This is a genomic window from Pseudoalteromonas rhizosphaerae, assembly GCF_902498845.1.
In the GTDB taxonomy this organism is placed as follows: domain Bacteria; phylum Pseudomonadota; class Gammaproteobacteria; order Enterobacterales; family Alteromonadaceae; genus Pseudoalteromonas; species Pseudoalteromonas rhizosphaerae.
In genome coordinates, this window is record NZ_CABVLM010000010.1 from 1 (window position 1) to 24,415 (window position 24,415).

General features: G+C 40.5%; 20 protein-coding genes and 4 tRNA genes. 7 read left to right on the plus strand and 17 right to left on the minus strand.

The annotated features are described in order from the left end of the window. Window positions 1-4: 4 nt before the first annotated feature. From PSR9079_RS15365 to PSR9079_RS15430, 14 genes are all read right to left on the minus strand, one after another. Window positions 5-80: transfer RNA gene (locus PSR9079_RS15365), tRNA-Lys, on the minus strand. 71 nt (window positions 81-151) lie between these two features. After that, window positions 152-227, minus strand: a tRNA-Lys gene (locus PSR9079_RS15370). Between the two features lie 81 nt (window positions 228-308). Then, window positions 309-384, minus strand: a tRNA-Lys gene (locus PSR9079_RS15375). Between the two features lie 168 nt (window positions 385-552). Further along, complete coding sequence (gene ybgF / locus PSR9079_RS15380) at window positions 553-1,296, minus strand: tol-pal system protein YbgF (protein WP_149982323.1); 744 nt, start codon at window positions 1,294-1,296, stop codon at window positions 553-555. A 12-nt stretch (window positions 1,297-1,308) separates the two neighbouring features. After that, window positions 1,309-1,851 (minus strand): peptidoglycan-associated lipoprotein Pal, encoded by a 543-nt coding sequence (gene pal / locus PSR9079_RS15385; protein ID WP_149982324.1) that lies wholly within the window; start codon window positions 1,849-1,851, stop codon window positions 1,309-1,311. Between the two features lie 35 nt (window positions 1,852-1,886). Continuing rightward, window positions 1,887-3,245 (minus strand): Tol-Pal system beta propeller repeat protein TolB, encoded by a 1,359-nt coding sequence (gene tolB / locus PSR9079_RS15390; RefSeq protein ID WP_149982325.1) that lies wholly within the window; start codon window positions 3,243-3,245, stop codon window positions 1,887-1,889. 9 nt (window positions 3,246-3,254) lie between these two features. After that, complete coding sequence (gene tolA / locus PSR9079_RS15395; RefSeq protein WP_149982326.1) at window positions 3,255-4,181, minus strand: cell envelope integrity protein TolA; 927 nt, start codon at window positions 4,179-4,181, stop codon at window positions 3,255-3,257. A 1-nt stretch (window position 4,182) separates the two neighbouring features. After that, window positions 4,183-4,617, minus strand: coding sequence for a protein TolR (gene tolR / locus PSR9079_RS15400; protein ID WP_149982327.1), 435 nt, complete (start codon window positions 4,615-4,617; stop codon window positions 4,183-4,185). After that, a complete protein-coding gene (gene tolQ, locus PSR9079_RS15405) occupies window positions 4,604-5,308 on the minus strand; it encodes a protein TolQ (RefSeq protein ID WP_149982328.1) in 705 nt (234 codons plus the stop codon). The genes tolR and tolQ overlap by 14 nt, the downstream gene beginning before the upstream one ends. A gap of 947 nt (window positions 5,309-6,255) precedes the next feature. Next, window positions 6,256-7,263, minus strand: coding sequence for a Holliday junction branch migration DNA helicase RuvB (ruvB, locus tag PSR9079_RS15410; RefSeq protein WP_145233092.1), 1,008 nt, complete (start codon window positions 7,261-7,263; stop codon window positions 6,256-6,258). A 7-nt stretch (window positions 7,264-7,270) separates the two neighbouring features. Next, the gene (gene ruvA, locus PSR9079_RS15415; protein WP_145233091.1) at window positions 7,271-7,888 is read right to left on the minus strand and encodes a Holliday junction branch migration protein RuvA; all 618 of its coding nucleotides are present in this window, start codon (window positions 7,886-7,888) and stop codon (window positions 7,271-7,273) included. 1 nt (window position 7,889) lies between these two features. Next, complete coding sequence (gene ruvC, locus PSR9079_RS15420) at window positions 7,890-8,414, minus strand: crossover junction endodeoxyribonuclease RuvC (protein ID WP_149982329.1); 525 nt, start codon at window positions 8,412-8,414, stop codon at window positions 7,890-7,892. Between the two features lie 121 nt (window positions 8,415-8,535). Continuing rightward, the gene (locus tag PSR9079_RS15425; RefSeq protein WP_149982330.1) at window positions 8,536-11,037 is read right to left on the minus strand and encodes an ABC transporter permease; all 2,502 of its coding nucleotides are present in this window, start codon (window positions 11,035-11,037) and stop codon (window positions 8,536-8,538) included. Next, on the minus strand, window positions 11,027-11,740 hold the full coding sequence (locus tag PSR9079_RS15430) for an ABC transporter ATP-binding protein (protein WP_145233088.1): 714 nt from the start codon (window positions 11,738-11,740) through the stop codon (window positions 11,027-11,029). The genes PSR9079_RS15425 and PSR9079_RS15430 overlap by 11 nt, the downstream gene beginning before the upstream one ends. Between PSR9079_RS15430 and PSR9079_RS15435 the strand changes: the two genes are divergently transcribed. From PSR9079_RS15435 to PSR9079_RS15470, 7 genes are all read left to right on the plus strand, one after another. Next, the gene (locus PSR9079_RS15435) at window positions 11,741-12,361 is read left to right on the plus strand and encodes an arylesterase (protein ID WP_145233087.1); all 621 of its coding nucleotides are present in this window, start codon (window positions 11,741-11,743) and stop codon (window positions 12,359-12,361) included. Window positions 12,362-12,467: 106 nt separating this feature from the next. Continuing rightward, window positions 12,468-12,544 (plus strand) — tRNA-Pro (locus PSR9079_RS15440). Window positions 12,545-13,128: 584 nt separating this feature from the next. Then, window positions 13,129-14,034 (plus strand): YbjQ family protein, encoded by a 906-nt coding sequence (locus PSR9079_RS24200; RefSeq protein WP_342799459.1) that lies wholly within the window; start codon window positions 13,129-13,131, stop codon window positions 14,032-14,034. Between the two features lie 463 nt (window positions 14,035-14,497). Further along, entirely contained in the window at window positions 14,498-16,120 is a 1,623-nt protein-coding gene (locus PSR9079_RS15455; protein ID WP_149982331.1) for a PKD domain-containing protein, read from the plus strand. A gap of 368 nt (window positions 16,121-16,488) precedes the next feature. After that, the gene (locus PSR9079_RS15460; protein WP_149982332.1) at window positions 16,489-17,403 is read left to right on the plus strand and encodes a zinc dependent phospholipase C family protein; all 915 of its coding nucleotides are present in this window, start codon (window positions 16,489-16,491) and stop codon (window positions 17,401-17,403) included. Between the two features lies 1 nt (window position 17,404). After that, the gene (locus PSR9079_RS15465) at window positions 17,405-17,809 is read left to right on the plus strand and encodes a hypothetical protein (protein ID WP_149982333.1); all 405 of its coding nucleotides are present in this window, start codon (window positions 17,405-17,407) and stop codon (window positions 17,807-17,809) included. Between the two features lie 91 nt (window positions 17,810-17,900). Next, window positions 17,901-19,412 carry an OmpA family protein gene (locus PSR9079_RS15470; protein WP_149982334.1) on the plus strand — a complete coding sequence of 504 codons (1,512 nt, stop codon included), beginning with the start codon at window positions 17,901-17,903 and terminating at the stop codon, window positions 19,410-19,412. Between the two features lie 74 nt (window positions 19,413-19,486). Here the strand turns inward: PSR9079_RS15470 and PSR9079_RS15475 are convergent, their stop codons facing one another. The 3 genes from PSR9079_RS15475 to carB all read right to left on the minus strand — a co-directional run bounded on the left by PSR9079_RS15475 (window position 19,487) and on the right by carB (window position 24,406). Continuing rightward, window positions 19,487-20,533, minus strand: coding sequence for a S66 family peptidase (locus PSR9079_RS15475; protein WP_149982335.1), 1,047 nt, complete (start codon window positions 20,531-20,533; stop codon window positions 19,487-19,489). A gap of 128 nt (window positions 20,534-20,661) precedes the next feature. Then, complete coding sequence (greA, locus tag PSR9079_RS15480) at window positions 20,662-21,138, minus strand: transcription elongation factor GreA (protein ID WP_145233085.1); 477 nt, start codon at window positions 21,136-21,138, stop codon at window positions 20,662-20,664. Window positions 21,139-21,187: 49 nt separating this feature from the next. Further along, entirely contained in the window at window positions 21,188-24,406 is a 3,219-nt protein-coding gene (gene carB, locus PSR9079_RS15485; RefSeq protein ID WP_149982336.1) for a carbamoyl-phosphate synthase large subunit, read from the minus strand. Window positions 24,407-24,415: the final 9 nt, after the last annotated feature.

A 24,415-nucleotide genomic window follows, 5' to 3' on the forward strand; every position in this document is an offset into this window, starting at 1 on the left:
AGAATGGTGGGTCATGATGGACTTGAACCATCGACCAATGGATTAAAAGTCCACTGCTCTACCAACTGAGCTAATGACCCGCTCTGATGTGCCTAAACACGGTGCGTGAATCCGCCGATTATAACCACTCTACTATTCAACGAATAAAGAATGGTGGGTCATGATGGACTTGAACCATCGACCAATGGATTAAAAGTCCACTGCTCTACCAACTGAGCTAATGACCCGCTCTGCTGCTGCAACAAAATGCAACAAAACATTAATACGTAAATCCGCCGATAAAGACCATTCTATTATTAAATAATGAATGGTGGGTCATGATGGACTTGAACCATCGACCAATGGATTAAAAGTCCACTGCTCTACCAACTGAGCTAATGACCCGCTCTTTTTGTCGCAATTCGAGTGGTTGAACCATTCGTTTGCTGCGGGCGCTTATAATACTTATTTAAAAAATGAGTGCAACAGAAAATGTCTCTTTTTTTAAGTTTTTATGTCTAGTTGACCAATTTTAGACCGCTTATGACAAAAAGCAGTCTAATCAAACTGATTCTACATTTTTGAAAGGCGATCAGTGGCCAATTTTGCAGCAGTTGTACTTGGGTATTGGTTAAGTAAATCATTAAAGGTTTTTGACGCTTGTTCGGCTAAACCTTGCTCTTGTAATAAAGTACCAAGCTTTAACATGGCATCTGGACGCTTATTTGAATTTGGAAATTCATTTACAACAACTTTAAAATGTTCCGATGCCTTTACTGGATCATTTTTAATTGTTAATAATTGTCCTAACCAATAATGAGCGTTAGACGCATACACAGAATTTGGATATGTTGTTAAAAACGTTTGAAACTCTGGAATTGCCTGATCATAGCGCTTATCCTTCATGATTAATGCCACTGCACGCTCGTATGCCTCATTCTCAGACAGATCAGAACTTATAGCTTGCGATGCAACAGGCTCTGCGTGTTGCTCTGCACTAGGTTGCGAGTAAGCTTGGCTAACGCGATTTTCTATTTCTTGATACAGCTCACGTTGACGTTGCAGTACTTTTTCAAGCTTATAGGTCTGCTCTTCAGTGATCCCGCGAACCTGGCTCACTTCATCTTGCAGCCTATTTAACTGTTGCTGTAACTCAACTTGTAATAAATTTCTCGACTGCATCATACTTTCAAGGGCAGCAAGGCGTTTTTCTATACTCGATTGTGAACTCGCAGCTTCTGAAACAGGAGCGGGAGCAGCCCAAACATGGGTGCTCCCGCTCAATATCATGGCTGCCAAAATAATTTTCGGCTTCATAATGTCTCTAATTTAGTAAACTAGTACCGCACGGCGGTTTTTAGCGAAAGCAGATTCAGTACGTGATTTAACCATCGGCTTTTCTTCACCGTAGCTCACTACTGACATTTGGCTTGCAGAAACACCTAAACTTTGTAGGTATTTTTCAACTGCTTGGCCACGGTGCTCACCCAGTGCAATATTGTACTCAGGAGTGCCACGCTCATCAGCATGACCTTCAATTAATACTTTAACAGATGGGTTTTTAACTAAAAACTCAGCATGTGCACGAAGTAATTCGCCATACTGACCTTGAATAGTCGCAGTATCAAAACCAAAGTAAATCACTTGTTCTTGACGCAATTCGTCATACTTCTGACGAAGTTCTTCTTGTGCTTGCTGCTCTGGCGTTAATGTCGCAACTTCGACAGTGTCATTATCAGTTGTTTGCTCAACAGTCGCTTGATTTGATTGATTTGCTGCACCTTCATCGATATCCGAAGATGAGCTACAAGCTGCTAGTGTCATAACTGGCACAGCAATTAGCAGGCCTTTAAGTATTTTATTAAGTTGCATTGAGTAGATTCCTATATTGAGTAAACCAGCAAAAATTACTGTAAATAAGGCGACCACGCGGGTGCCTTTACTTGTCCATTTAGCACAGGTAACCGTGCTTTAAAGCGACCGTCCATTGATACTAGCGCTAGTACCTGCTTATTATTATGTAGCGTGCTATAGATGATCATCGAACCATTTGGTGCTACGCTCGGTGATTCATCTAGGCGCGTTCGTGTTAACACTTGAAATGCGCCTGTAGCCAGCTCTTTCTTAGCAAGATGGTACTGCCCGTTGGTACGGTTAACCATCACTAATTCTTTGCCGTCAGGGGTAATAGAACCAGCTAGATTCATATCACCATCAAAGGTCATTCGTTGTGACCTACCTGTTTGTAAATTTAACTTATAAATCTGAGCATTACCACCCCTTTCAGAAGTAAACACTATATCTTGACCATTCGGATGCCAAGACGGTTCAGTATCTATACTACGGTGGTTAGTCAATCGGGTTTCTTTACGCGTTGCTAAGTCTAGCATATACACTTCTGTAGCGCCGTTTCTGTCTTTTGATAGCACCAATAGTAGTTTTTTACCATCGGGTGAGAATTGTGGCGCACCATTAATACCTTGGTGACTTGTTATGAGTTCACGCTTACCAGTGTATAAATCTTGGATATAAATTTGGCTTTGACGATTTTCAAAGGTTACATACGCTAGTTTAGTGCCATCTGGTGACCATGCTGGTGACATAAGCGGCTCTTGCGAGCGTAATAAAACCTGCTCATTGAAACCATCATAATCTGCAACTACTAACTGGTAAGGCTTTGGTTCATCATCACGTACAATGACATAAGCAATTTTAGTTAAAAATGCGCCGCGCTCACCGGTGAGTTTTTCATAAATAACATCACTGATGCGGTGTGCATAACGTCTAAAACCGGTATCACTGATCACACTTTCGCGTGCTTCTTGAATATGATCTTGGTTTTTAATAAGTTTTCCGTTACTCATCATTTGCGTTTCACCACCAGTGATTTGGCCTCGGATAACATCAATAAGCTCATAGCGTACTAAGTAACGGCCATCAGTTTGTTGTTCGACTTCACCAACTAAAATCGCTTCAACACCTTTATTTACCCAAGCGCCATAGTCTACGTCTGCGTCTTTACTAGGTAACTGTGGCATGGCATTAACGTCAATGGGTTTAAATTTACCGCTACGCATTAAATCCGCAGCAATCACATCACTGAGCTTTTGTGGAATTGGCCCCACACCTTTATACTTAAATGGCACGATCGCAATAGGTCGCGCGCCATCAATGCCTTCGGTTATGACTATTTCAAGTGCCGCATTTGCAACACTGGTAAAGCCTAAAACGAAAATTAAACAAACTGTTTTCAACTTGTTGAACATACCATTCCTTTAAAATTGTGGCTTAATTGTTAAGTTAATATTTTTTAATTGCTCAAACACATCTTTATCTTTAGAAACTGGCAGTGTATCAGCCATACGAACCGCTCTAAGCGCCGCTTCACATACTAACTTATCACCACCTAAAGATGTAACTTGTGTGACCAGACCATTAAAACCTAAGCGAATATTCACACGGCATTGTTGGTTTTTCATCTTTTCATCAATTAATAAATTTTGCTGAATACGCGCCATAATTAATGCTTTATATTTATCAACCTCAGTGCCTACCTGTTGCTGACGTATTTTATTACGTGCAGCTTGCTCTGTAGCCAGTTGCTCTTGCAGCATTTGCTCTTGTAACGCTTTTTGTCGTGCCTCTTCAGCAGCTTCTGCACGTTTTTTAGCAGCTAACTCTTCGCGTTTACGGTCGTCTTCAGCTTTCTTTAAAGCCTCTTCTTCTGCTTTACGTTTTTCAGCAGCAGCTTTAGCAGCAAGTTCAGCTTGTTCTTTTTGCTTTTCAGCCTGCTGCGCTTTTTCACGTTCTTTTTGCTCTATTTCACGCGCTTTTTTAGCTTGAGCTTGGGCTTGTGCGGTTTCTTTCTCTTTCGCGCGACGCTCTTGCTCTAACTTTTTGATCCGGCGGTCTTCAGATTCACGCTGTTTACGTGCATCAGATGCTCGGCGCTCTAAATCACGAATGCGCTTATCTTCAGCACGTTTTTTATCATCTTCTTTGCGTTTCAACTCAGCAATTTTTTGCTCAACCATTTTCTGGTCAACAGTCACCGCTGAAACAGCATTTTCAGCATCAGGCATAGCCTTGTTCAAGGTAACTTCCATTACTGTAGGCGGTGAAGTATGAAAACTCGCGGTTCCAATCAAAACGCCAACTATAGCGAGGTGCAATAGCACTGATTTTAATACTGAAGGACCCATATTAGCTTTTATTCCCTTCAAACGATTCAGTCATTAATCCAACTGAAGGTACACCGGCATTTTTTAAGAAATCCATCAATAATAGTACTTCTTGATACGATACTTTACCTGAGCCTTTGATCATCACTGGGGTTTCTGGGTTTTTCATCAGTTGCAACTTGATAACAGCGGCAACATCTAATGCTTCCATCGGTTCTTCTGGATCAGTACCGATACTGACATAGTACTTACCTTGTGCATCAATTGAAGCAATGATCGGTGGCGTATCTTTAGTATCAACTAAATCTGATTCTTCCATTTTTGGCAAATCAACTTTAACGCCATGAGTGATCAAAGGCGCAGTGGCCATAAAAATAATCAGTAGCACCAGCATTACATCAATGTAAGGAACTACGTTTATCTCTGCAACAGGACGACGCTTCTTACGCTGATACATTCGCTTTTGCCTCTATTTGGGTAGCTGCTTGACGGTGTAAAATATTTGCAAACTCTTCCATAAAGTTAATGTAGTTAGATTCTAGCTTTTCAACTCTATTAGCAAAACGGTTGTATGCAATAACCGCTGGAATAGCAGCGAATAAACCCATAGCTGTTGCAATAAGCGCTTCAGCTATACCTGGGGCAACCATTTGTAAGGTTGCTTGCTTAACTTCGCCTAACGCGATAAAAGCATTCATAATGCCCCATACAGTACCAAACAAACCAATGTAAGGACTGATAGACCCCACTGTTGCTAAAAACGATAAACTTGATTCTAATTTTTCGATTTCGCGAGATAACGCAACTCGCATTGAACGATGCGTCCCTTCCATTACAATGCTAGCACTTTGAAAAGAGTTTTTCTTATGGCGAGCAAACTCTTTAAAGCCTGCTATAAATAATGCTTCAACACCAGTTGAGCTACCGCTACGCGATGAGATCTCATTGTAGAGTTTACTTAAATCAATGCCTGACCAAAATTTTTGCTCAAATCGCTTAGTATTGGATAATGCATCCGAAATTGCTTTTTTACGCTGAAAAATAATTGCCCATGACATCACTGACATAGCTAATAATGCCAGCATAACTAATTGCACAAGAAAACTTGCTTCTAGAATTAAATCTAAAAAATTAAGCCCTGAACCCACATTAAACTCCTAATAAGATTTCTTGTATAAATAACATTTCATTATACGCTAGGTATATGACCGAAAAAATGGCCAAAAGTTGCAACTAGTGTATCTATTCAGCTCAGTACTGACAACGCTATTGCTGTGAATTAGCAACAAAAAACGTTGAAGAGCAGGCTGACTCCATTTTTATAGCCTTGTTCGGCAATCTTGACGCAACAATTTAAGATTGTACTGCCGAGGTAAATACATGCTGGGGTGCTTATTTATAAACAAAAACTGTGTAAAACACCCTCTTTATTCACTCTTAATGAATAAACAAGCATAATTGACTATAAGCATAGTCATTGCAACAGTTTAACTAATCTATAAAAAAATCATTCAAATAAATAAAACATCACAAATTCAATAGATTAATATACGACCGTGAATTTTATGAACAAAAATAAAGCGCCCATAAAAATCTTGCTATTAGTTTTTTTTATCTGAAAATTAAATTTTTCTAGTTTGAACAAAAACCAACTATTGCGTATTATTCTCCCATACCGAGCTAGCGCAGCAATGAATACTTCATTCAGCCCAGTTCTTTGCAATATGATTCTGATTTTTCGTATTGCTACGCTTAAAGTCTTCTTGATAAAACTTGATGAATTTAAGCAGTGTTACTTAGATTACTTCCTTCAACTTGTTGTTTGCCCGCATTTTATGCGGGCTTTTTTTTGCCTGCAAATCACGCACAGCACTACCTCGCTATGGCGCATACAATATCGTTTACAAACTTAACAGTATGTGAATTGCATTAGCCCAAATAACTAAATAATCTAAACTTTAAGTAATATGCTAATCACGCGATTAACTTAAACACAGCAAAATAGACATTTGAATAGTGGCTAAAAGAACAGTATAGAAGATGTATGAGGTGGGTTTGCAGCCATACGCACGCATACAGCTACAATAAATGTACTTTATTCTTGTTTGGGTAATAAGCCAAAGTGATGATAGGCGTTATCAGACACAATACGCCCTCTTGGCGTACGTTGGATAAATCCTTGCTGGATGAGGTAAGGCTCGATCACATCTTCAATGGTTTCTTTTTCTTCACCGATGGCGGCGGCTAAGTTGTCTAACCCTACCGGCCCCCCCATAAACTTTTCAATGATCGCGAGTAAATATTTACGGTCCATATAATCAAAGCCGCTTTTATCGACATCAATCATATTAAGTGCCAGCTCTGCCACTTCGGCATTTACAGTACCGTCTGATTTAACTTGCGTGTAATCTCGTACCCGGCGTAATAATCGATTGGCGATACGTGGCGTACCACGAGAGCGTTTAGCAATTTCAATGGCGCCTTCATCACACATGGCTAAATTTAAATAATGAGCAGAGCGCCCCACTATAGTCGATAAATCTGCCACCGAATAAAACTCTAAACGCTGCACAATACCAAAACGGTCTCTAAGTGGTGAGGTTAACGAGCCTGCGCGAGTGGTAGCACCAATTAAGGTAAAAGCGGGTAAATCGAGCTTAATGGAACGAGCTGCGGGCCCTTCACCAATCATTAAATCGAGTTGATAATCTTCCATTGCAGGATAGAGTATTTCTTCAACTTGCGGGCTTAGCCTATGTATTTCATCAATAAAAAGTACATCGCCTTCTTCTAAATTGGTCAGTAGTGCGGCTAAATCACCGGCTTTTTCAAGCACTGGGCCCGAGGTTGTTTTAATACTAACATTCAGCTCATTGGCAACAATGTTTGCTAGTGTGGTTTTTCCCAAACCCGGCGGACCAAATATTAATAAATGATCAAGCGCTTCACCCCGACTCCGTGCAGCTTCTATAAATATTTCCATTTGCTGTTTAACATGGGGCTGACCAGTATAATCGGCTAATAGTTTTGGTCTAATCGCGCGATCGACTACATCTTCATTACTTTGTTCAGTCGCATCTATTAAACGATCCGCTTCAATCATGGTTTACTCACAACATTGATTTTAGAGATTCTTTGATCAGAACCTCTGTAGACATACCAGGCTTGGCCACTGATTTTACTGTTTTTTGTGCTTGCGCCAATTTATAACCTAATGACACTAACGCAGAGATTGCATCATCTGCCGCATTATTAGCAATAAGTGCGTCAGAGGCGGGCTCTATAACTGCATTATCACTAAATGGCGTGAATAAGTCATTACCCCAATCTTTTAATCGGTCTTTCATTTCAAGTACCAGGCGCTCTGCGGTTTTTTTACCTACGCCTGGCAGTTTCACTAAACTGGTGGCATCTTCGTTATTCACACAGCTAACAAATTGCTTAGCCGACATCCCTGAAAGTATTGCTAATCCGAGCTTTGGCCCAACGCCATTGGCTTTTAATAGCTCTCTAAATAATGCTCGCTCTATTTTATTATTAAAGCCAAATAATAACTGGGCGTCTTCTCTTACTACAAAATGAGTATACACAATGGCATTTTCGCCAATGTTTGGTAAATCATAAAAACACGTCATCGGCATGTTAACTTCGTAACCAACACCGCTTACTTCAAGCAAAATTTCTGGCGGTTGTTTTTCTACTAAGATGCCATTTAAGCGACCTATCATGTTATTTCCTTAATCGTCCTCTAACGGTTTTACTGGCACTGCCCGCTAGTTTTATTAAATTTTGATCGGAATGAGCATGGCATATCGCAATGGCTAATGCATCTGCTGCATCCGCTTGCGGTGTGCCTGGTAATTTTAAAATATTTTTAACCATATGCTGCACTTGCGATTTATCGGCACCACCGTGCCCTACCACCGCTTGTTTAATTTGCCGCGCCGAGTATTCAAACACCGGTAACTCAGCCATTGCCGCACCAACAATTGCAGCCCCTCTGGCTTGGCCTAATTTAAGAGCTGAATCAGGATTACGCGCCATAAATACTTTTTCAATGGCAAAATGATCGGGAGAGAATTGTTCGATTAGTTGACTGATCCCTTGATAAATCATTTTTAATCGAATAGGAAACTCGTGATCGGCCAGTTTTATACAACCGCTGCCTAAATAAGTAAATTTAGCACCTTGATGGGCAATCACCCCATAACCGGTTAATCGTGAGCCAGGATCAATCCCTAAAATAATAGCCAATACTTGCCCAATCAGTGTAAATAGTTAAGTACGCTAATAATGCCAGAGCACTGTATAAATTACCAGTGCATTATTGGCATAAAAAAGCCCGTAAAAACGGGCTTGTTTAATTGCTAACCTTTTAGGCTAAAGAGCGTAGTAACCCTTGGGTATTTTTACGCATGGTTCTAGCTATCATAAAGTAGCCCAGTGATGCCACAAACACACCACCCACTAATGGTCCAATAAGCCAAATATGCGGGTGCAGCTTACCTGCTAAGTCAAACATCTCACGTTGCACTATTAATAAAGCCACATCACTGACCAACGCAGCGACAAAACCAGCAGCGCTGCCCAGCAATAAAAACTCATATAAAGTGGCATTTTTTATTAGCCGCCCTTTGGCGCCTAAGGTACGCAATATGACAATTTCCTGCATCCGTTCACCAAGGCTTGCTTGCACTTGCGAAATTAAAACCAAGCCACCACACATCACCACTATCGCCAGTACAAATCCAATTGCCAGCGATACTTGCGAAATAGTAGAGCGTATTTGTTTGACAAAGCTGTCAACGTCGATGGCGTTGATTGTCGGGTAGGCACGTAGTAGCTCACTAAAATCGCGTTTTTGATCGGCTTCGATACGCACCGATGAAATATACGTCGCAGGAAAATCAGCCAATACATCAGGGCTTAATATAATAAAGAAATTAGGCTTCAAAGTAGCCCAATTAACTTTACGAACACTGGTTATTTTGGCATCAAATGACTGGGCGCCAATCAAAAATGTTAGCGTATCACCCAGTTTCACATCTAAGCGTTCTAGCATAGATTCTTCGATCGATGCTTCAGCGGTGGCATTGTCGCCAAACCACTGCCCGTCTATGATCTCGTTTTGCACAGGGACTTGCTCTAACCATGTAAGGTTTAGCTCACGGCCAATACCTGCGCGTGCTTCTTCGTCTTTCTTTTCGTTGTCTTGCAATGAGACTTCGCGAGCAACTAATTCACCATTAACAGCGTTTACGCGACCACGAATAGTCGGGTAAAACTCAGATACTTGAATATTTTTTTGCTCTAAAAAGCTTGTTACGTCTGGCAATTCAGTTTCGGTTATATTGACTAAAAAAGCATTCGGCGCGTCGCTTGGAAGTTGCGATTGCCAATCTGCGATCATATCGTTTTTCAGCACCACTAAAAATAACAATAGCTTTATTGCCAACGAAAAACTGATCAACTGTACCGCATTAGCATTGGCACGTTTTTGCAACGAAGCAATCGCTAATGACCAACTATTCCCCGGGCGCAATCCTAGTTTACGTCCGCTGCCAAAAATTAACCGCGATAATACAAACAGTATTGCAATCAAAATTAAAGTAGAGACAAACAAAATAGCGGTAATTTTAAGGTTATTACTAAACAACCACATTAATAAAAAGACTGTTAAGCCCGACATCGCTAAATGCACTTTACTTACTAATAGCTTATCGCCTAAGTTACGGCGTAATACCCTAAGCGGTGGAATATCAAATAAATCTAATAACGGCTTGATTGAAAACATCACCGCACAGATAACGCCAGTACTAATCGCCACAAACCACGGTTTTATACCCGCAGCAGGAAGAGTATTGTTCATTGATTTAGCTAAATAACTAGTAGCTATCTCTTGTAAACCATAGCCAATGGCTAAGCCAAGTATGACCGACAAAGCACACACCAGTGATAAATGCAGTAAGTAAATTTTGCGAATTGTCGATCGGCTACCACCTAAGGTTTTCATCATCGCAACTGGGTCATATTGGCGTTCGCAATAACGCTTTGCAGACACGGCAATCGCCACCGCCGCTAAAATAATGCCCAATAATCCCGCTAATAATAGAAAGCTTTCAGCGCGGTTTAAGCTATTTGCAATCGGCGACTGTCTGTCTTTAACACCATACCATTGCTGATTTTCTTTCATTTGTGGTTTTAGCCAGCTATAAAAGTCAGTAAGGTTACTCTCATCCCCTGCATACAACTGACGGTAAAAAACACGGCTGCCCGGCTGGATCACTTCAGTTTTTTCTACATCTTGGTTATTTAACAACACACGACGACTACTTGAAAAAATATTAAATGGCGCATCAGGCTCTTCCACCAATACTTTTTCAATATTAAATTGCGCAGCGCCAAGCTCAACCGTATCACCTACTTTTACATTTAGTGCATAAAATACCGATTCACTAAACCACACATTACCAACAGTTGGCCCTTGCGTGGCCACTTCAACCTCGCCGGTTAAGCTGCTTTTAACTTTTAGTTCGCCCTTAAGTGGGTAATGCTCCGACACCGCCTTTACTGAGCTTAATTGCATTTCGTCATTAGCAAACAGCATAGTATCAAAGTAAGTGAGCTGTGCGGTTTGTAAGTTGTATTCGCTTGCTGTTGTTAAATATTCACCCGGTAATTCATGGTTGCTTGCCAGCACGCGATCAGCGGCAATAAAGGCACTGCTTTTTTGCGCGATGCTTTGCCCTATGCGATCAGTCACCATAGAAAGCGTTAAAACCGTCAATACCGCCAACGCTATGGCCGCACAAATCACCGTAAGTTCACCACGGCGAAATTCACGGCTAAATAATTTTAATGCTAATTTAACCCACATTCGCCACAGCCTCATTGGTATTTTTAACTAATTGACCCGCTTCAATTTGTAACACATGCTGACACTTTGCTGCTAACGCCTCATCATGTGTGACTAAAATCAACGTCGTGCCATGAAGCTGATTAAGCTCGAATAACAGTGACTCAATTAACTTACCATTTTTGCTATCAAGATTTGCTGATGGCTCATCGGCGAATAAAATCTTTGGTGTGCCAATAAATGCGCGAGCAATCGCTACACGCTGCTGCTCACCACCAGACAATTGCGACGGATAATGCTCAATACGATGACTTAAACCTACTTTTTCCAGAAGATCGAGTGCTTGTTGCTTGGCATTTTTTTCACCAGCAAGCTCTGCCGGTAACATCACATTCTCAAGTGCTGTTAAACTCTGTACCAACATAAATGATTGAAATACAAAACCGACTTTTGCAGCTCTTAATGCCGCACGCGCTTCTTCATCAAGTTCATGCAGCGGCTCACCATCTAAATAAATTGATCCCTGAGTCGATTGGTCAAGCCCTGCGAGCAAACTTAATAAAGTTGATTTACCTGAACCTGAGGTACCAACTACAGCAACTGAGTCTCCAGACTTGACATTAAAGGTGATGTCACTGAGGATGGGCAAATCCCCTTCAAGGGTATTAACCGTTTTAGAAAGACCTTTAACCTGAATGATATTTAATTGAGATAGCGCTGACATATGATGTATTCAATCCTACGTTTTATTTTCGTTTTACTATTAGTAATCAAACCACTTAGTGCGGCAGCTGACAACACAATTTTAATTTTAGGTGATAGTTTAAGCGCCGCCTACGGCTTAAAACAAGAGCAAGGCTGGGTTAAACTGTTACAAGATAAGTACGACAACGAGCAAGCACCAATCCAACTTATCAATGCCAGTATCAGTGGCGAAACCACCGGTGGCGCACTGCGTCGTTTAGACGCCCTACTTAATGAGTTTCAACCGAGCCATGTACTTATAGAGCTTGGTGGTAACGACGGCCTGCGTGGCTTTCCAATTAAACGCCTAAAAGAAAACCTAGCCAGTTTAGTGAGCAAGAGCAAACAAGCTGATGCCAAAGTAGCGATTATGGAAGTACACATCCCGCCTAACTATGGGCCACGTTATACCGGATTATTTACCGCTAGTTTTGCTGAGGTTGCTGGTGCCACAAACAGCCATTTAATGCCATTTTTTATCTTGAATGTCGCTGCTGATAATAGCCTGATGCAAAACGACAACATACACCCTAACAAAACTGCTCAACCTATACTACGAGATGTGATGTATAAATCGATCAATGACTGGATAAATAACTAAACATCCTCATAAAATGATTTATTTCACTCAGTACGTGCAATAAATGTTCAAACAAACAAAAGCTTATTGATTTTTGAAAAAATATACGTACTATTGCTTGCAACGTCGGTATGTAGCGCAGCTTGGTAGCGCACTGTCATGGGGTGGCAGGGGTCGAGAGTTCGAATCTCTCCATACCGACCATTTAATTCAACAACTTAACCTCATTTATATATAAGTTGTTTTCTTTAAAAACCTTTCGTGTAGCCAATCTGTAGCCACTCTACTCATTTTATAGCTGGGAAATAAAGCTTACTTCATTTAGCTGTTCGTGCGTACTGGTTGCGAAACTCCCGTTTTACGATGTCTGAAAATACCCTAAATAAACTTGGCTAGTTTCGTATATTGATCTAAGCTATTGCGTAAGCCCCACACACCAGAAAGCCGTTTCTTTGTAGATACCTAAATAAGCTTTTCCGAGTCCAATTGTTCCCCCAGCTTGTCTTAATACCTTTATTATTAAGGTGATTTACTAAAGCATAATAACTAGGATTTTTGTATCGGCTAGATTGATTGAGCAATTCCACCAGCGCTTTAAAAATTAGTTTATCGTTTTCTATTCGATGTGAATTTTGCATAACTCCCCTTTATTAAGTCATATTATACCCTTTTATATGCTAATGTTTGCTTGGCAGAGTTAAAGCATGTTTGTATAGCTATCAGCATATGCTTGAAGTTCAATTCTACAATCAAGCTACTTTTTACAATTAAAGTTTCTAAGGAGAGATATGTTTTTTTCTAAAAGTGATAAATCAACACCATCAAATACTAAGCCTGACTGGAGCTTAAAAGATAAAGAGCTAATAAATAATATAACTGGTAACACATATAATACATCAGACTTAGCATACGCATTAAAGAAAGACGGGCATAATGCTATTGCAGCCATTTGGTATAAAGGCCAATTTTTATGCAGCTTAACAACGCTCTACAGTCAATCTGGTATTTATAAAAATCATGGTATGAAAGAATGCGATGCTTTCATAGAAGGCTTCGACGATACAAACCTAGCTGACCTAAACAGCAATGAAATAGAAATATCTTTGCCTTACCTTAAATTCATGAAAAAAGAATTTGGATTAGCGGGAATCAGAACCCAGCAAAACCAAAACCATTACGATGTGCTCTATTATGGTAAATACTTAACACAAATTTCTGAGTCTGTAGCTAACACAATAGAGAAAGCTAAAGATATCCACCTAACCAGAAAATATGGTGTTAATGGCAGTAAAGCCAAACAAGACTATGATAAACAGAAAATAGAACACGCTATTGCAAGTAAACTAAACAAAGTTGAAGCAAAAGACGTACTACTGACAACCGAAACAGCGCCAAACTTAAATATTACAAAACGTATTGATGTTATTACTGCCGAATGCGCTTATGGCATGAACATTTTTAAAGATTTTTTTGCAAGTTTTAGTGATACTTTTGGAGGTCGCAGTAACAGCATACAAAACACGCTTAGAGATGCCCGTAAAACAGCACTAAATGAACTTAGAAAAGAAGCTATCTCAGTCGGAGCTAATGCGGTTATAGGTATTGATTTAGATTACAGTGAGATATCTGGCGGTGGTAAATCAGGTATGTTATTTATCGTTGCTTCGGGCACAGCTGTAATTATCGAGAATTAAACATAACTATATTATATGTGCTCTATAATGCCCGAAAAGCCATATCAAAATTCTATTCAAAGAAGTTAAAATATCTCTTTAATATATTGTTATTAAAACACTTTTATTTTCTATAGGTGCTTTCGCAAAGCCTATATATCTTGAATGCGAAATTATAAAACTAGACAGCCACTCTAATTGAACAAACAATGCTGTTCTATCACATTTACTTTTTAGATTAAGAGTTAATCTTTTACTACAAGGTTACTTTCATTTTTTCTATTTAATAAGTTATTAATCCGCTTAAACCTAAATTGCGCGCACGAAAATGACTGCACAATTGCAGTTTTAACTTTTTACTGAGGGCTTTTAACTTAACTTCTATATTTGCACAAGCTGACCTTTGTGCTGAACAAATTTTAACTAGATTAAATATTCTAAAGCATGTATTTTGTTTGCCAGGATAAAGTATAGGGACATTAAAATGAATAAAAAATTAATATTATTGGCTTTATTTCTTGGGGTAACACTAACTGCGTGCGGCGGTTCAGGTAGTTCAACTAAGCCACAAGTAGAAAATAATAATCTCAGTGATAGCGATAAAGATACATCTACCGATAGTTCAACCGGCTCAGGTGCCATTACTGCTAAAATCAATCCGATCCAATCGGTATACACCGGTTCAACGGTCAGATTAGTAGGAACAAGTAGCATTGTTCCTGCCATTTCAAGCGTGGATTGGTCAATTATTGAAAAGCCTGATAATAGCTCTGCAAAAATAGCAAATAATAGCAGCCTAATGAGCGAGTTTGTTGCCGATATAGCTGGTACATATCAAATTCAGCTAATCATTAAGTCAGGTTCAACAGAGTCTATTGCTACAGCGTCAGTGAGCATTTCAGATAAACCAATTGAGCCAAAAAATCATGCCCCAACAGCTGTTATTACTCCTTTTGAGGAAAAAGTGGGTAAAAATAAGCAAGTAACACTAAGCGGCAAAAATAGCTCAGATCCTGATGGCGATAATATTTATTATAAGTGGCAAGTTACCAGTGCTAACAATGCATTAGACTTCTTTCTCGCCAATCCTGAAGGACAAAGTGCTGGTTTTGAAGGAAGAGACTATGGCATATTCACGATCAGCTTAACGGTACATGATGGTAAAGCCTATTCAGAAACGGTAACCAAACAGATAGAAGTATATGATGATAGACCAGAGCTCATAGCATCATTTGACGCACCTGAAACCGCTGAAGTGAACGAGTTTATTAACCTTGATGCAAAAGACAGCATGCAATACAATTTTGCGACTCCTATGTTTAGCTTCGACAGTATTCCTGCTACCAGCAAGGTAACATTAGCCTATACTATGTCGTATATCTCCTTCTTTATTCCAGATGTTGCCGGTGAATACAAGGTTCGTTTTACACTCAAAGATAGAAATAGTGACCGTACGGAATCAGTCGTAAAAACGATAACGGTCTCAGAGAAACAGAGCGATGCTGGTAAAACAGCAATTTCATTTAGTTCCGACCAAAATGCACCACCAGCACTTAACGTCTTGCCAAGCCCATTGCTTAATACCTTTACCCTATCAGAGCAATTATTCTACGCTGAAGTACAAGAGCCTGAGGGCGCGCAAGTAGAGTTGAGCTGGAAGTGGCTAAATAGGCCAGCGAATAGCCAAGCAGATATTATTGCTGAAACAGGTAGCCGCGCTAGAGTTCGTTTTGATGTTGCTGGCTTTTACATTTTACAAGTCGCCGCCTCTGACGGAGAAAACACCACGAAAAGGTTTGTCGCAATCAAAGTAGAAGATCCCGATAACTCCGCGCCGACCATTATCGATGTTGAGATGTTCGGGAATAAAATCAAAGGCAGTAATTTAACACTCAAAGCACACGCCTATGACAAAGAAACAGATCCCATTACCTACACATGGCTCGTATTATTGCCAAATGGCAGGGTTGCATCTATTGGTAACGAAACAAGTGATACAGCAATATTGCCTTTAGTTTCCTCAGGTAACTATCAAGTGCTTGTTTATGCAAAAGATGATATAGCTCCTTATTCGAGTCATAAACGCATTACATTTATCGTTGAGTAACAACTGATGCGGCACGCTTAGCTCGTGCCGCTCACTGTCTTTCTTAGCTCTATCATCAACTCCTTTACCCTGTGAATAAACGAGTCAGCCGATTCCTCTAAAAGATATGCTTGAGCTACGCCCAACTCAGCTAGTTTTATCTCCGCTTCTTGGCAACTAAACTCCTACTAAAATAGATAGCCATTTTAGAGCTTGGCAGTAGCCTGTGAGCTCGATGGATTTAAGCTCAAGTTACGTTTATTGATAACTAAAATTACGCAGTCCATTTTAAAGCTAACTAATAAGCCTATTTGACTAATTACTTAACCATTGCAACTTGGATCAATTGCAAATATATTAACAAAACTACTAAGTAGAAGGATTTACTGATGCCAGGTGCCTTTGCACACATTACTGCGGCTAACTTAGCTACTGAGAATAACGCCCTGATTGGAATGAATATTCCTACCAAAGCAAAGCTGATCTTAAGTCAAAATCAAAAATACCTTGAGTTAGGCTGTGTATCGCCTGACTACCCTTATTTAGCTGTGGGTAATTCAGAGCAAAATAAATGGGCTGATTTAATGCATTATCACAATACCGGTGATGTAATTAAAGAAGCAGTAAAGTATTGCAAAAATCTAGAGGGATCAGCGCAAGAAAAATGCTTTGCTTGGCTGTGTGGTTATATGTCGCATGTTGCAGCTGATATCACCATTCATCCCGTGGTCGAGCTTAAAGTGGGCCCGTATGAGCAAAACCAAACTGACCACCGCACTTGTGAAATGAATCAAGACGCTTATATTTGGCCAAGGTTAAACTTGGGTGAAATTGGCCTTGCTGATCGCGTTGAGCTGAATATCGGCTCGTGTACCAACCAGAATAAGTGCCTTGATGAAAATATTAAACAACTATGGCAGCATGTTTTATCGCATATCCACCCAGATTACGCACAATCAGCAGCTCCTGACTTTGATGCGTGGCATTCAGGCTTTCAACTGGTTGTTGATCATGCTGAAGAAGGATATCGGCTTTTTCCATGGGCAAGGCATGTTGCGGCAAACAATGGACTACTCTACCCTCGCCAAGATGAGATTGATTACACTTACATTGAGCAGCTTAATACTCCAAATGGCCCAATGCACTACGACGACATTTTTAATTTAGCGGTTGAAAATATACAGTATTTTATATCGATTATTGCTAATGCTATTTTTAATGATGGAGAGTGCTGGCAAATTTGTAATTGGAATTTAGACAACGGTAAAGACGAAAATGGCAACTTAACCGCGTGGAATATTTAAAATGAAATACTTAACTCTAATCTTAGTAATTGTTTTATCTGTGGGCTGCTCTAGCCTAGCTAATGCACATGATCCAGAAAAGATGGCTGATCTTGCATCACAACTAAAAGATATTTCAGCCGCGGTTGATGGCACATTAAAGTTCAGCACCAAAACCTATACTGATCCGCAAGCATTACTAATGGCTGCTATCAACAGCAATAAAAACAAACTCACCCCTTTTGAGGACTATCAGTTAAAAGTTTTCATTCAAGATAAAAATGCCATTTTATTACTGTGTGAGGATGACATTTTACTTATTGAAGATGCTGGCTGTACTGCGCCATCCGATATCCAGCATTGGCAATCAACTGACACTCAAGCCTGTAAAGTTACTATCAACGCCAGCAAAATTTGTAAGCGTTAAAAAATTGCGATTTATTCTTTTTTATAAAGTTTAATTAAGCCAACTTATTTTTTAAATACAATGTTTACCTTCATTAATAAAAGGAATTTCAATGAATAACAAAATAACCAAGGTACTTATATTTTGTATCGCCCCCCTAATATGTGTATTTAACCTACACGCAGAGCCTTTGCTTTCCCCCTATCCAAGTGCCAAGCTGGAGAATTCCGTTATTTTAGCGGGTGAGGAAACTCGCCTTGTTACAAAGTTTGTTGCTACAGCAGAAAAGTCTCAACAATTTGAGTATAAAAAATTCATTGGTGATACAGGCCATTACGCTTATACGATAAAAAATGTTGCTTCGTTAAAGGTAACAAAAAATTATGAAAGTGCGTTAAGTGATGCTGGTTTTAAAGTGGTTTATACATGTTCTTTAAGTGATTGTTATTCAGGAGATAAACGTGAACAAAGAAAATTATTAGCTGAAAAGTCTAGCTACTTTAACCCTAGTAATCAATTCCAACAACCTCACTATATTTTCGCCACAAAAGGGGATGAGTCCCTCGATGCTGCTATTTCGTTATTTGTTGGTCAGTATAAAAATACGACGCGAGTATTATTAACCACAGTGGATATAAAAGACATTGAATCAGGACTTGTCACTGCCAATTTTGACGCATTTACCAAACACAATAGTAAACAGATAACCAAGGCACCCCGTAAAGATAAAGGGGGCTCAGCAGATCATCCATTAATAAGTCGCTACCCTAGTAGTTATATTGAAGATTACAAACAGGTTGATTATGAAGAATTCAGCATTCCTGTTGGTATTGTTGATACAAAAACAAAGACACTGCCAATGCTAGACGTTACCGGAGACTTAACCCAAATTACTTATGTCGTAAACAGGGTGTCAACGCTAAAAATTTATCATAATTATCTAAGTGCTTTAGTAAAAGCAGGGTTTGAAACGGTATTCTCTTGTCAAAAAGATACATGCAGTGGTAACACCAGAGATAGATTAATCCGTGAGGATTTACAAAAGTTAGGTGATAAGCTCGCTGTAAAACAAGCTTATAATTACTGGCGCCAACCTCGATACCAAGTTATGAAAAGTACTGTTGAGGGCCAAACTACCTATGTAGCTTTTTTCATCGGTAACTATGAAGGCGATTCTCGTATTCAGCTTGTAGTGATGCGGAGCGAGCCATTATTAACTGGGTTAATAGAGACAAATAGCGATAAAGTGTTAGAGCAACTTAAGCAAAAAGGTAAAGCCTCAATCTATGGGGTGTTATTTGACTACGATAAAGCGGTCATAAAGCCTGAATCTAAACAATCATTGGATGTCATTGCGCAAGTTTTAGAAAAAAATAAGGGATTGAGTTTGTATGTTGTTGGTCACACAGATGATAAAGGCTCTGCTGAATATAATTTAGACCTTTCTAAACGTCGGGCTGATGCGGTAGTTAAAGCTTTAATTGCTGACTATGGTATCGCTAAAACAAGATTAATACCTCAAGGTGTTGGCCCCTATTCTCCCGCAGCCACTAACAAAAACGAATTAGGTCGAGAGCTGAATCGACGTGTTGAATTAGTCGAAAGGTTATCTGATTCAAAATAATTACGTATCGCGAAAAATGCATATTAACGCCATTGCCTTAATATGCATCTTTATCACCAATTAGGTACGAAGTTCTATTTCAAAGTGGTCACTAGGCTCGCATTGAAGACTAAGCCTTTATCTATAGTGGCTTTAAAACTGCAAAACGCACCATTCACTAAACATAAATTGGGTGCAACATGTCCGATATCAGCGTCGATGATAACTGGGAATAAACAATTACCTAACGCAAGCTCAAGGGCTTGGTAATAATCAATAGTTTGCTCTGGAGAGCTAAGCAAAGCACTACGCCCCAGAATAATACCGTTAATATCAGCAAACACACCATTTAACCGCAACGCCATTAAAGTACGAGCCACTGCTGTAGGTGAAAGCTCTGCATTTTCTAAATAAAGTAGTAAACCTTCTGGCGCATATGTTTGCTTAAAGTTATGCAGATCAAGATATGGAGAAGCCAGTAACACGTTAAGTGAGTCTAAACAGCCACCAAATAACCGCCCCGTCAGCTCTACTTGCCTTGAGTCTTGATAGTTTAGGCAGCGCCATTGACTCGGCTGAGTATAATCAAATAATGCATCTGGCTCTTTTGCGTAATCAATCACTTTATTCTGATAATACTTGGCAGGCACCTGCTCGAAATAGCTATTTTTCTCAAGCGCCAGAACATCAAAAACTTGTAAGCAGTAATTGTCTTTCTCGTTGGGATGTAATTGCATTAGATTTGCAGCATGAAGTGTTACCCAACCACATCGCACTGTAAGCATACAAGCAAACGTGCTCACATCTGAAAAACCTACTAACCACTTTGGCTTGGCAGACTTAACCGCATTAAAATCAATATACTGAAGTACTTCCATGGCAAGCTCACCACCCCACGGCGGCATAATTGCGGCAATGCTGTCATCTAGTAAGAACGCCATTAGCTCATCAGCGCGTTGTTTTGCTGGGCTACTTTGTTGTCTTAAGCATTTACCTTCGACTACTAGGTAGCCACGGCGTGTTAAGCCAGAAAGTACGCGTTCCAGGCGTGGGTGAAAGATACTCTCAACACCGGATGAAAATGCGCAAATGGCAATTTTATCGCCGTTTTTTAATGCGTCAGGAAAAGTAATTGCTGTCATCAACATCTGCAAATTATCAATACGTTAGCTTAACGTACCCAATTTATTAAGAAATGTCGAGATTGTTTATGGCATAAAAAAACCGATGCAAGCATCGGTTTTTAAAAACGTGAAAATGAGTAAAGTAATTAAATGTACTCAACCTCAATGATTTCGTATTCCACGTCGCCTTTCGGGGTTTTAATGATCACAGCATCATCTGCTTGTTTACCAATTAAACCACGGGCAATCGGTGAATTAACCGAAATACGGTTATCTTTAATACTTGCTTCATCATCACCAACAATTTGGTATTTAACTTCAGCATCAGTCTCAACATTAACGATTGTTACTGTGGTACCAAAAATAACTTTACCCGTATTTGGTAGTTTAGTCACATCAATGATTTGTACATTTGAAAGCTTAGCTTCAATTTCTTGAATACGGCCTTCGCAAAAACCCTGTTGCTCACGCGCTGCGTGATATTCAGCGTTTTCTTTTAAGTCACCATGTTCACGTGCAACTGCAATATCAGATACAATTTTTGGACGGGTAACTGTTTTTAATTCGTTAAGTTCTTTGCGCATTAAATCTGCGCCACGAACTGTCATCGGAATTGTTTGCATACTTTTCTCACTTAATCCCAAGGCCGATAAACGGCCTTGGCACATTTCCTTAGTTCAATCGCAGGTGTAGTTCTTGAACTGACGTCACTTTGCTGCGGTCGTCTGCTTGGTTAGCAGTACAGTTAGCAAATGCCGCATTCAAGGTCGTTGTATAGTTAGTTTTGTGTTGCAATGCACCACGACGTAACACCTTCGAATCTTCGATCGCTTGGCGACCTTCGGTAGTATTAACGATATAGCTATACTCGCCATTTTTGATTCTATCAAGAATGTGCGGGCGACCTTCAAATACTTTGTTTACACGACGTACTGCAATACCAGCATCTTCAAGTGCAGCGGCTGTGCCACCTGTTGCATCTAGTTCAAAACCTAGGTCTGTCATGGTTTTAGCTAGTTCAACAATACGTGGCTTATCGCTATTACGCACAGATAGTAACGCGCGGCCACCGCGTGGTAAAGTGTTGCTTGCACCTAATTGTGCTTTTGCAAAGGCTTCGGCGAATGTATCACCGACACCCATTACTTCACCAGTAGAGCGCATTTCAGGGCCACGGATAGGATCCACACCTTGGAACTTAGCAAATGGCAATACCACTTCTTTTACGCTGTAGTAAGGTGGTATCACTTCTTTAGTAATGCCTTGGCTTGCTAAAGATTGACCCGCCATACAACGTGCCGCTACTTTTGCAAGTGCCACACCGGTCGCTTTTGATACGAACGGTACCGTACGCGCTGCACGTGGGTTTACTTCGATTAAGTACACTTTGCCATCTTTAACAGCAAACTGTGTATTCATCAAACCAACCACGCCAAGCTCCAGTGCCATGTCAGTTACTTGCTTGCGCATTACGTCTTGCACTTCTTGTGATAACGAATGGGCTGGTAATGAACAGGCTGAGTCACCTGAGTGAACACCCGCTTGTTCAATGTGTTCCATGATGCCGCCGATGATCACTTGCTCGCCGTCGCAAATTGCGTCAACGTCAACTTCAATCGCGTTATCTAAGAAACGGTCAAGTAGTACTGGTGCTTCATTTGATGCAGATACGGCTTCGGTCATGTAACGACGTAAGTCTTGCTCGTCATACACAATTTCCATTGCGCGACCACCTAGTACATACGAAGGACGTACAACCAGTGGGAAACCAATTTCAGCTGATTTTAAAATCGCTTCTTCAGTTGAAGTAACAGTAGCATTTTCAGGCTGAAGCAGGTTTAAACGCTCAACAAGTTGTTGGAAACGCTCACGGTCTTCTGCACGGTCAATCGCATCTGGTGAAGTACCAATTACTGGCACGCCGTTAGCTTCAAGTTCACGGGCAAGTTTAAGTGGTGTTTGACCACCGTATTGCACGATTACACCAACAGGCTTTTCTACACGTACGATTTCAAGTACGTCTTCAAGGGTAATTGGTTCAAAGTATAAACGGTCTGACGTATCGTAGTCGGTAGAAACCGTTTCAGGGTTACAGTTAACCATGATAGTTTCGTAACCGTCTTCACGTAGTGCAAGGGCTGCGTGAACACAACAGTAATCAAATTCAATACCTTGGCCGATACGGTTAGGACCGCCACCAATCACCATGATTTTATCACGATCAGATGGGTTAGCTTCACACTCTTCATCGTACGTTGAGTACATGTATGCAGTATCAGAGCTAAACTCTGCAGCGCACGTATCAACGCGCTTGTATACTGGCACGATGTTTAATAAATGACGCTTTTTACGAATTTCAGCTTCAGACACACCGGCAATTTCAGCGATACGAGGATCAGCAAAACCTTTACGTTTTAACTTACGAAGGAAATCAGCGCTTAAGCCAGCCATGCCCACTTCGGCAATTTTAGCTTCGTCTTTTAAGATGTCTTCAATCTGTACTAAGTACCAACGGTCAACTTTGGTTAACTGAAACACTTCTTCAACGCTCATGCCGTGACGCATTGCATCAGCAATATACCAAATACGCTCAGCGCCTGGCTCACGTAATTCACGGATGATTTTCTCTTTCGCTTTCGGATCGTCAAGTGCCACGATTGGGTTGAAACCCGTTGCGCCAACTTCCAGACCACGTAATGCTTTTTGTAACGACTCTTGTTGGTTACGACCAATCGCCATTACTTCGCCTACAGATTTCATTTGCGTGGTTAAACGGTCGTTTGCACCAGCAAATTTTTCAAAGTTAAAGCGAGGAATTTTTGTGACTACATAGTCAATTGATGGCTCGAACGACGCAGGTGTTTTACCACCGGTGATGTCATTTTGTAGCTCATCAAGTGTGTAGCCTACCGCTAGCTTAGCCGCGATTTTAGCAATCGGGAAACCGGTTGCTTTTGAAGCAAGTGCTGATGAACGTGATACACGTGGGTTCATCTCGATAATAACCATACGGCCGTCATCTGGATTAACACCAAACTGTACGTTTGAGCCACCTGTTTCAACACCAATTTCACGCAGTACTGCCATAGAGGCATTACGCATTAATTGGTATTCTTTGTCAGTTAATGTTTGCGCAGGAGCAACGGTGATTGAATCGCCAGTATGAACACCCATTGGGTCAAAGTTTTCAATTGCACAAACGATAATGCAGTTGTCGTTTTTGTCACGCACAACTTCCATTTCGTACTCTTTCCAACCGATCAATGATTCATCAATCAATAGCTCGCTGGTTGGAGAAAGGTCTAAACCGCGTTCACAAATTTCTTCAAACTCTTCTAAGTTATACGCCACACCGCCGCCGGTGCCGCCCATAGTGAAAGAAGGTCGAATAATACACGGTAAACCAATGCGTTTGATGATGTCTTTTGCTTCATCCATTGAATGGGCAATTTCAGCACGCGGGCATTCTAAACCGATATTTCTCATTGCGATATCGAAACGTTCGCGGTTTTCTGCTTTATCGATTGCATCAGCTGTTGCGCCAATTAGCTCAACACCATGCTTTGCCAATACACCGTGCTTGTCTAGTTCTAGCGCACAGTTCAATGCGGTTTGACCACCCATTGTAGGTAGCACTGCATCTGGCTTTTCTTTTTCAATGATTTTTTCTACCACTTCCCAATGAATTGGCTCGATGTAGGTCGCATCAGCCATATCAGGATCGGTCATAATTGTTGCAGGGTTTGAGTTAACTAAAATAACTCGATAGCCTTCTTCTCTAAGTGCTTTACACGCTTGAGCACCAGAGTAGTCAAATTCACAGGCTTGGCCGATTACAATCGGGCCTGCGCCTAGGATAAGAATGCTTTTTATGTCGGTACGTTTTGGCATTGTTACTCC

Bases quoted from the DNA above. Each gene is read 5' to 3' on its own strand.
- PSR9079_RS15475 (WP_149982335.1), bottom strand. From the start codon at position 20,533: ATGACAGCAATTACTTTTCCTGACGCATTAAAAAACGGCGATAAAATT.
- tolB (WP_149982325.1), bottom strand. From the start codon at position 3,245: ATGTTCAACAAGTTGAAAACAGTTTGTTTAATTTTCGTTTTAGGCTTT.
- PSR9079_RS15465 (WP_149982333.1), top strand. From the start codon at position 17,405: ATGAAATACTTAACTCTAATCTTAGTAATTGTTTTATCTGTGGGCTGC.
- tolR (WP_149982327.1), bottom strand. From the start codon at position 4,617: ATGTATCAGCGTAAGAAGCGTCGTCCTGTTGCAGAGATAAACGTAGTT.
- PSR9079_RS15425 (WP_149982330.1), bottom strand. From the start codon at position 11,037: ATGTGGGTTAAATTAGCATTAAAATTATTTAGCCGTGAATTTCGCCGT.
- PSR9079_RS15435 (WP_145233087.1), top strand. From the start codon at position 11,741: ATGATGTATTCAATCCTACGTTTTATTTTCGTTTTACTATTAGTAATC.
- tolA (WP_149982326.1), bottom strand. From the start codon at position 4,181: ATGGGTCCTTCAGTATTAAAATCAGTGCTATTGCACCTCGCTATAGTT.
- carB (WP_149982336.1), bottom strand. From the start codon at position 24,406: ATGCCAAAACGTACCGACATAAAAAGCATTCTTATCCTAGGCGCAGGC.
- PSR9079_RS15470 (WP_149982334.1), top strand. From the start codon at position 17,901: ATGAATAACAAAATAACCAAGGTACTTATATTTTGTATCGCCCCCCTA.
- PSR9079_RS15455 (WP_149982331.1), top strand. From the start codon at position 14,498: ATGAATAAAAAATTAATATTATTGGCTTTATTTCTTGGGGTAACACTA.
- ruvB (WP_145233092.1), bottom strand. From the start codon at position 7,263: ATGATTGAAGCGGATCGTTTAATAGATGCGACTGAACAAAGTAATGAA.
- ruvA (WP_145233091.1), bottom strand. From the start codon at position 7,888: ATGATAGGTCGCTTAAATGGCATCTTAGTAGAAAAACAACCGCCAGAA.
- greA (WP_145233085.1), bottom strand. From the start codon at position 21,138: ATGCAAACAATTCCGATGACAGTTCGTGGCGCAGATTTAATGCGCAAA.
- PSR9079_RS15430 (WP_145233088.1), bottom strand. From the start codon at position 11,740: ATGTCAGCGCTATCTCAATTAAATATCATTCAGGTTAAAGGTCTTTCT.
- PSR9079_RS24200 (WP_342799459.1), top strand. From the start codon at position 13,129: ATGTTTTTTTCTAAAAGTGATAAATCAACACCATCAAATACTAAGCCT.
- ybgF (WP_149982323.1), bottom strand. From the start codon at position 1,296: ATGAAGCCGAAAATTATTTTGGCAGCCATGATATTGAGCGGGAGCACC.
- pal (WP_149982324.1), bottom strand. From the start codon at position 1,851: ATGCAACTTAATAAAATACTTAAAGGCCTGCTAATTGCTGTGCCAGTT.
- PSR9079_RS15460 (WP_149982332.1), top strand. From the start codon at position 16,489: ATGCCAGGTGCCTTTGCACACATTACTGCGGCTAACTTAGCTACTGAG.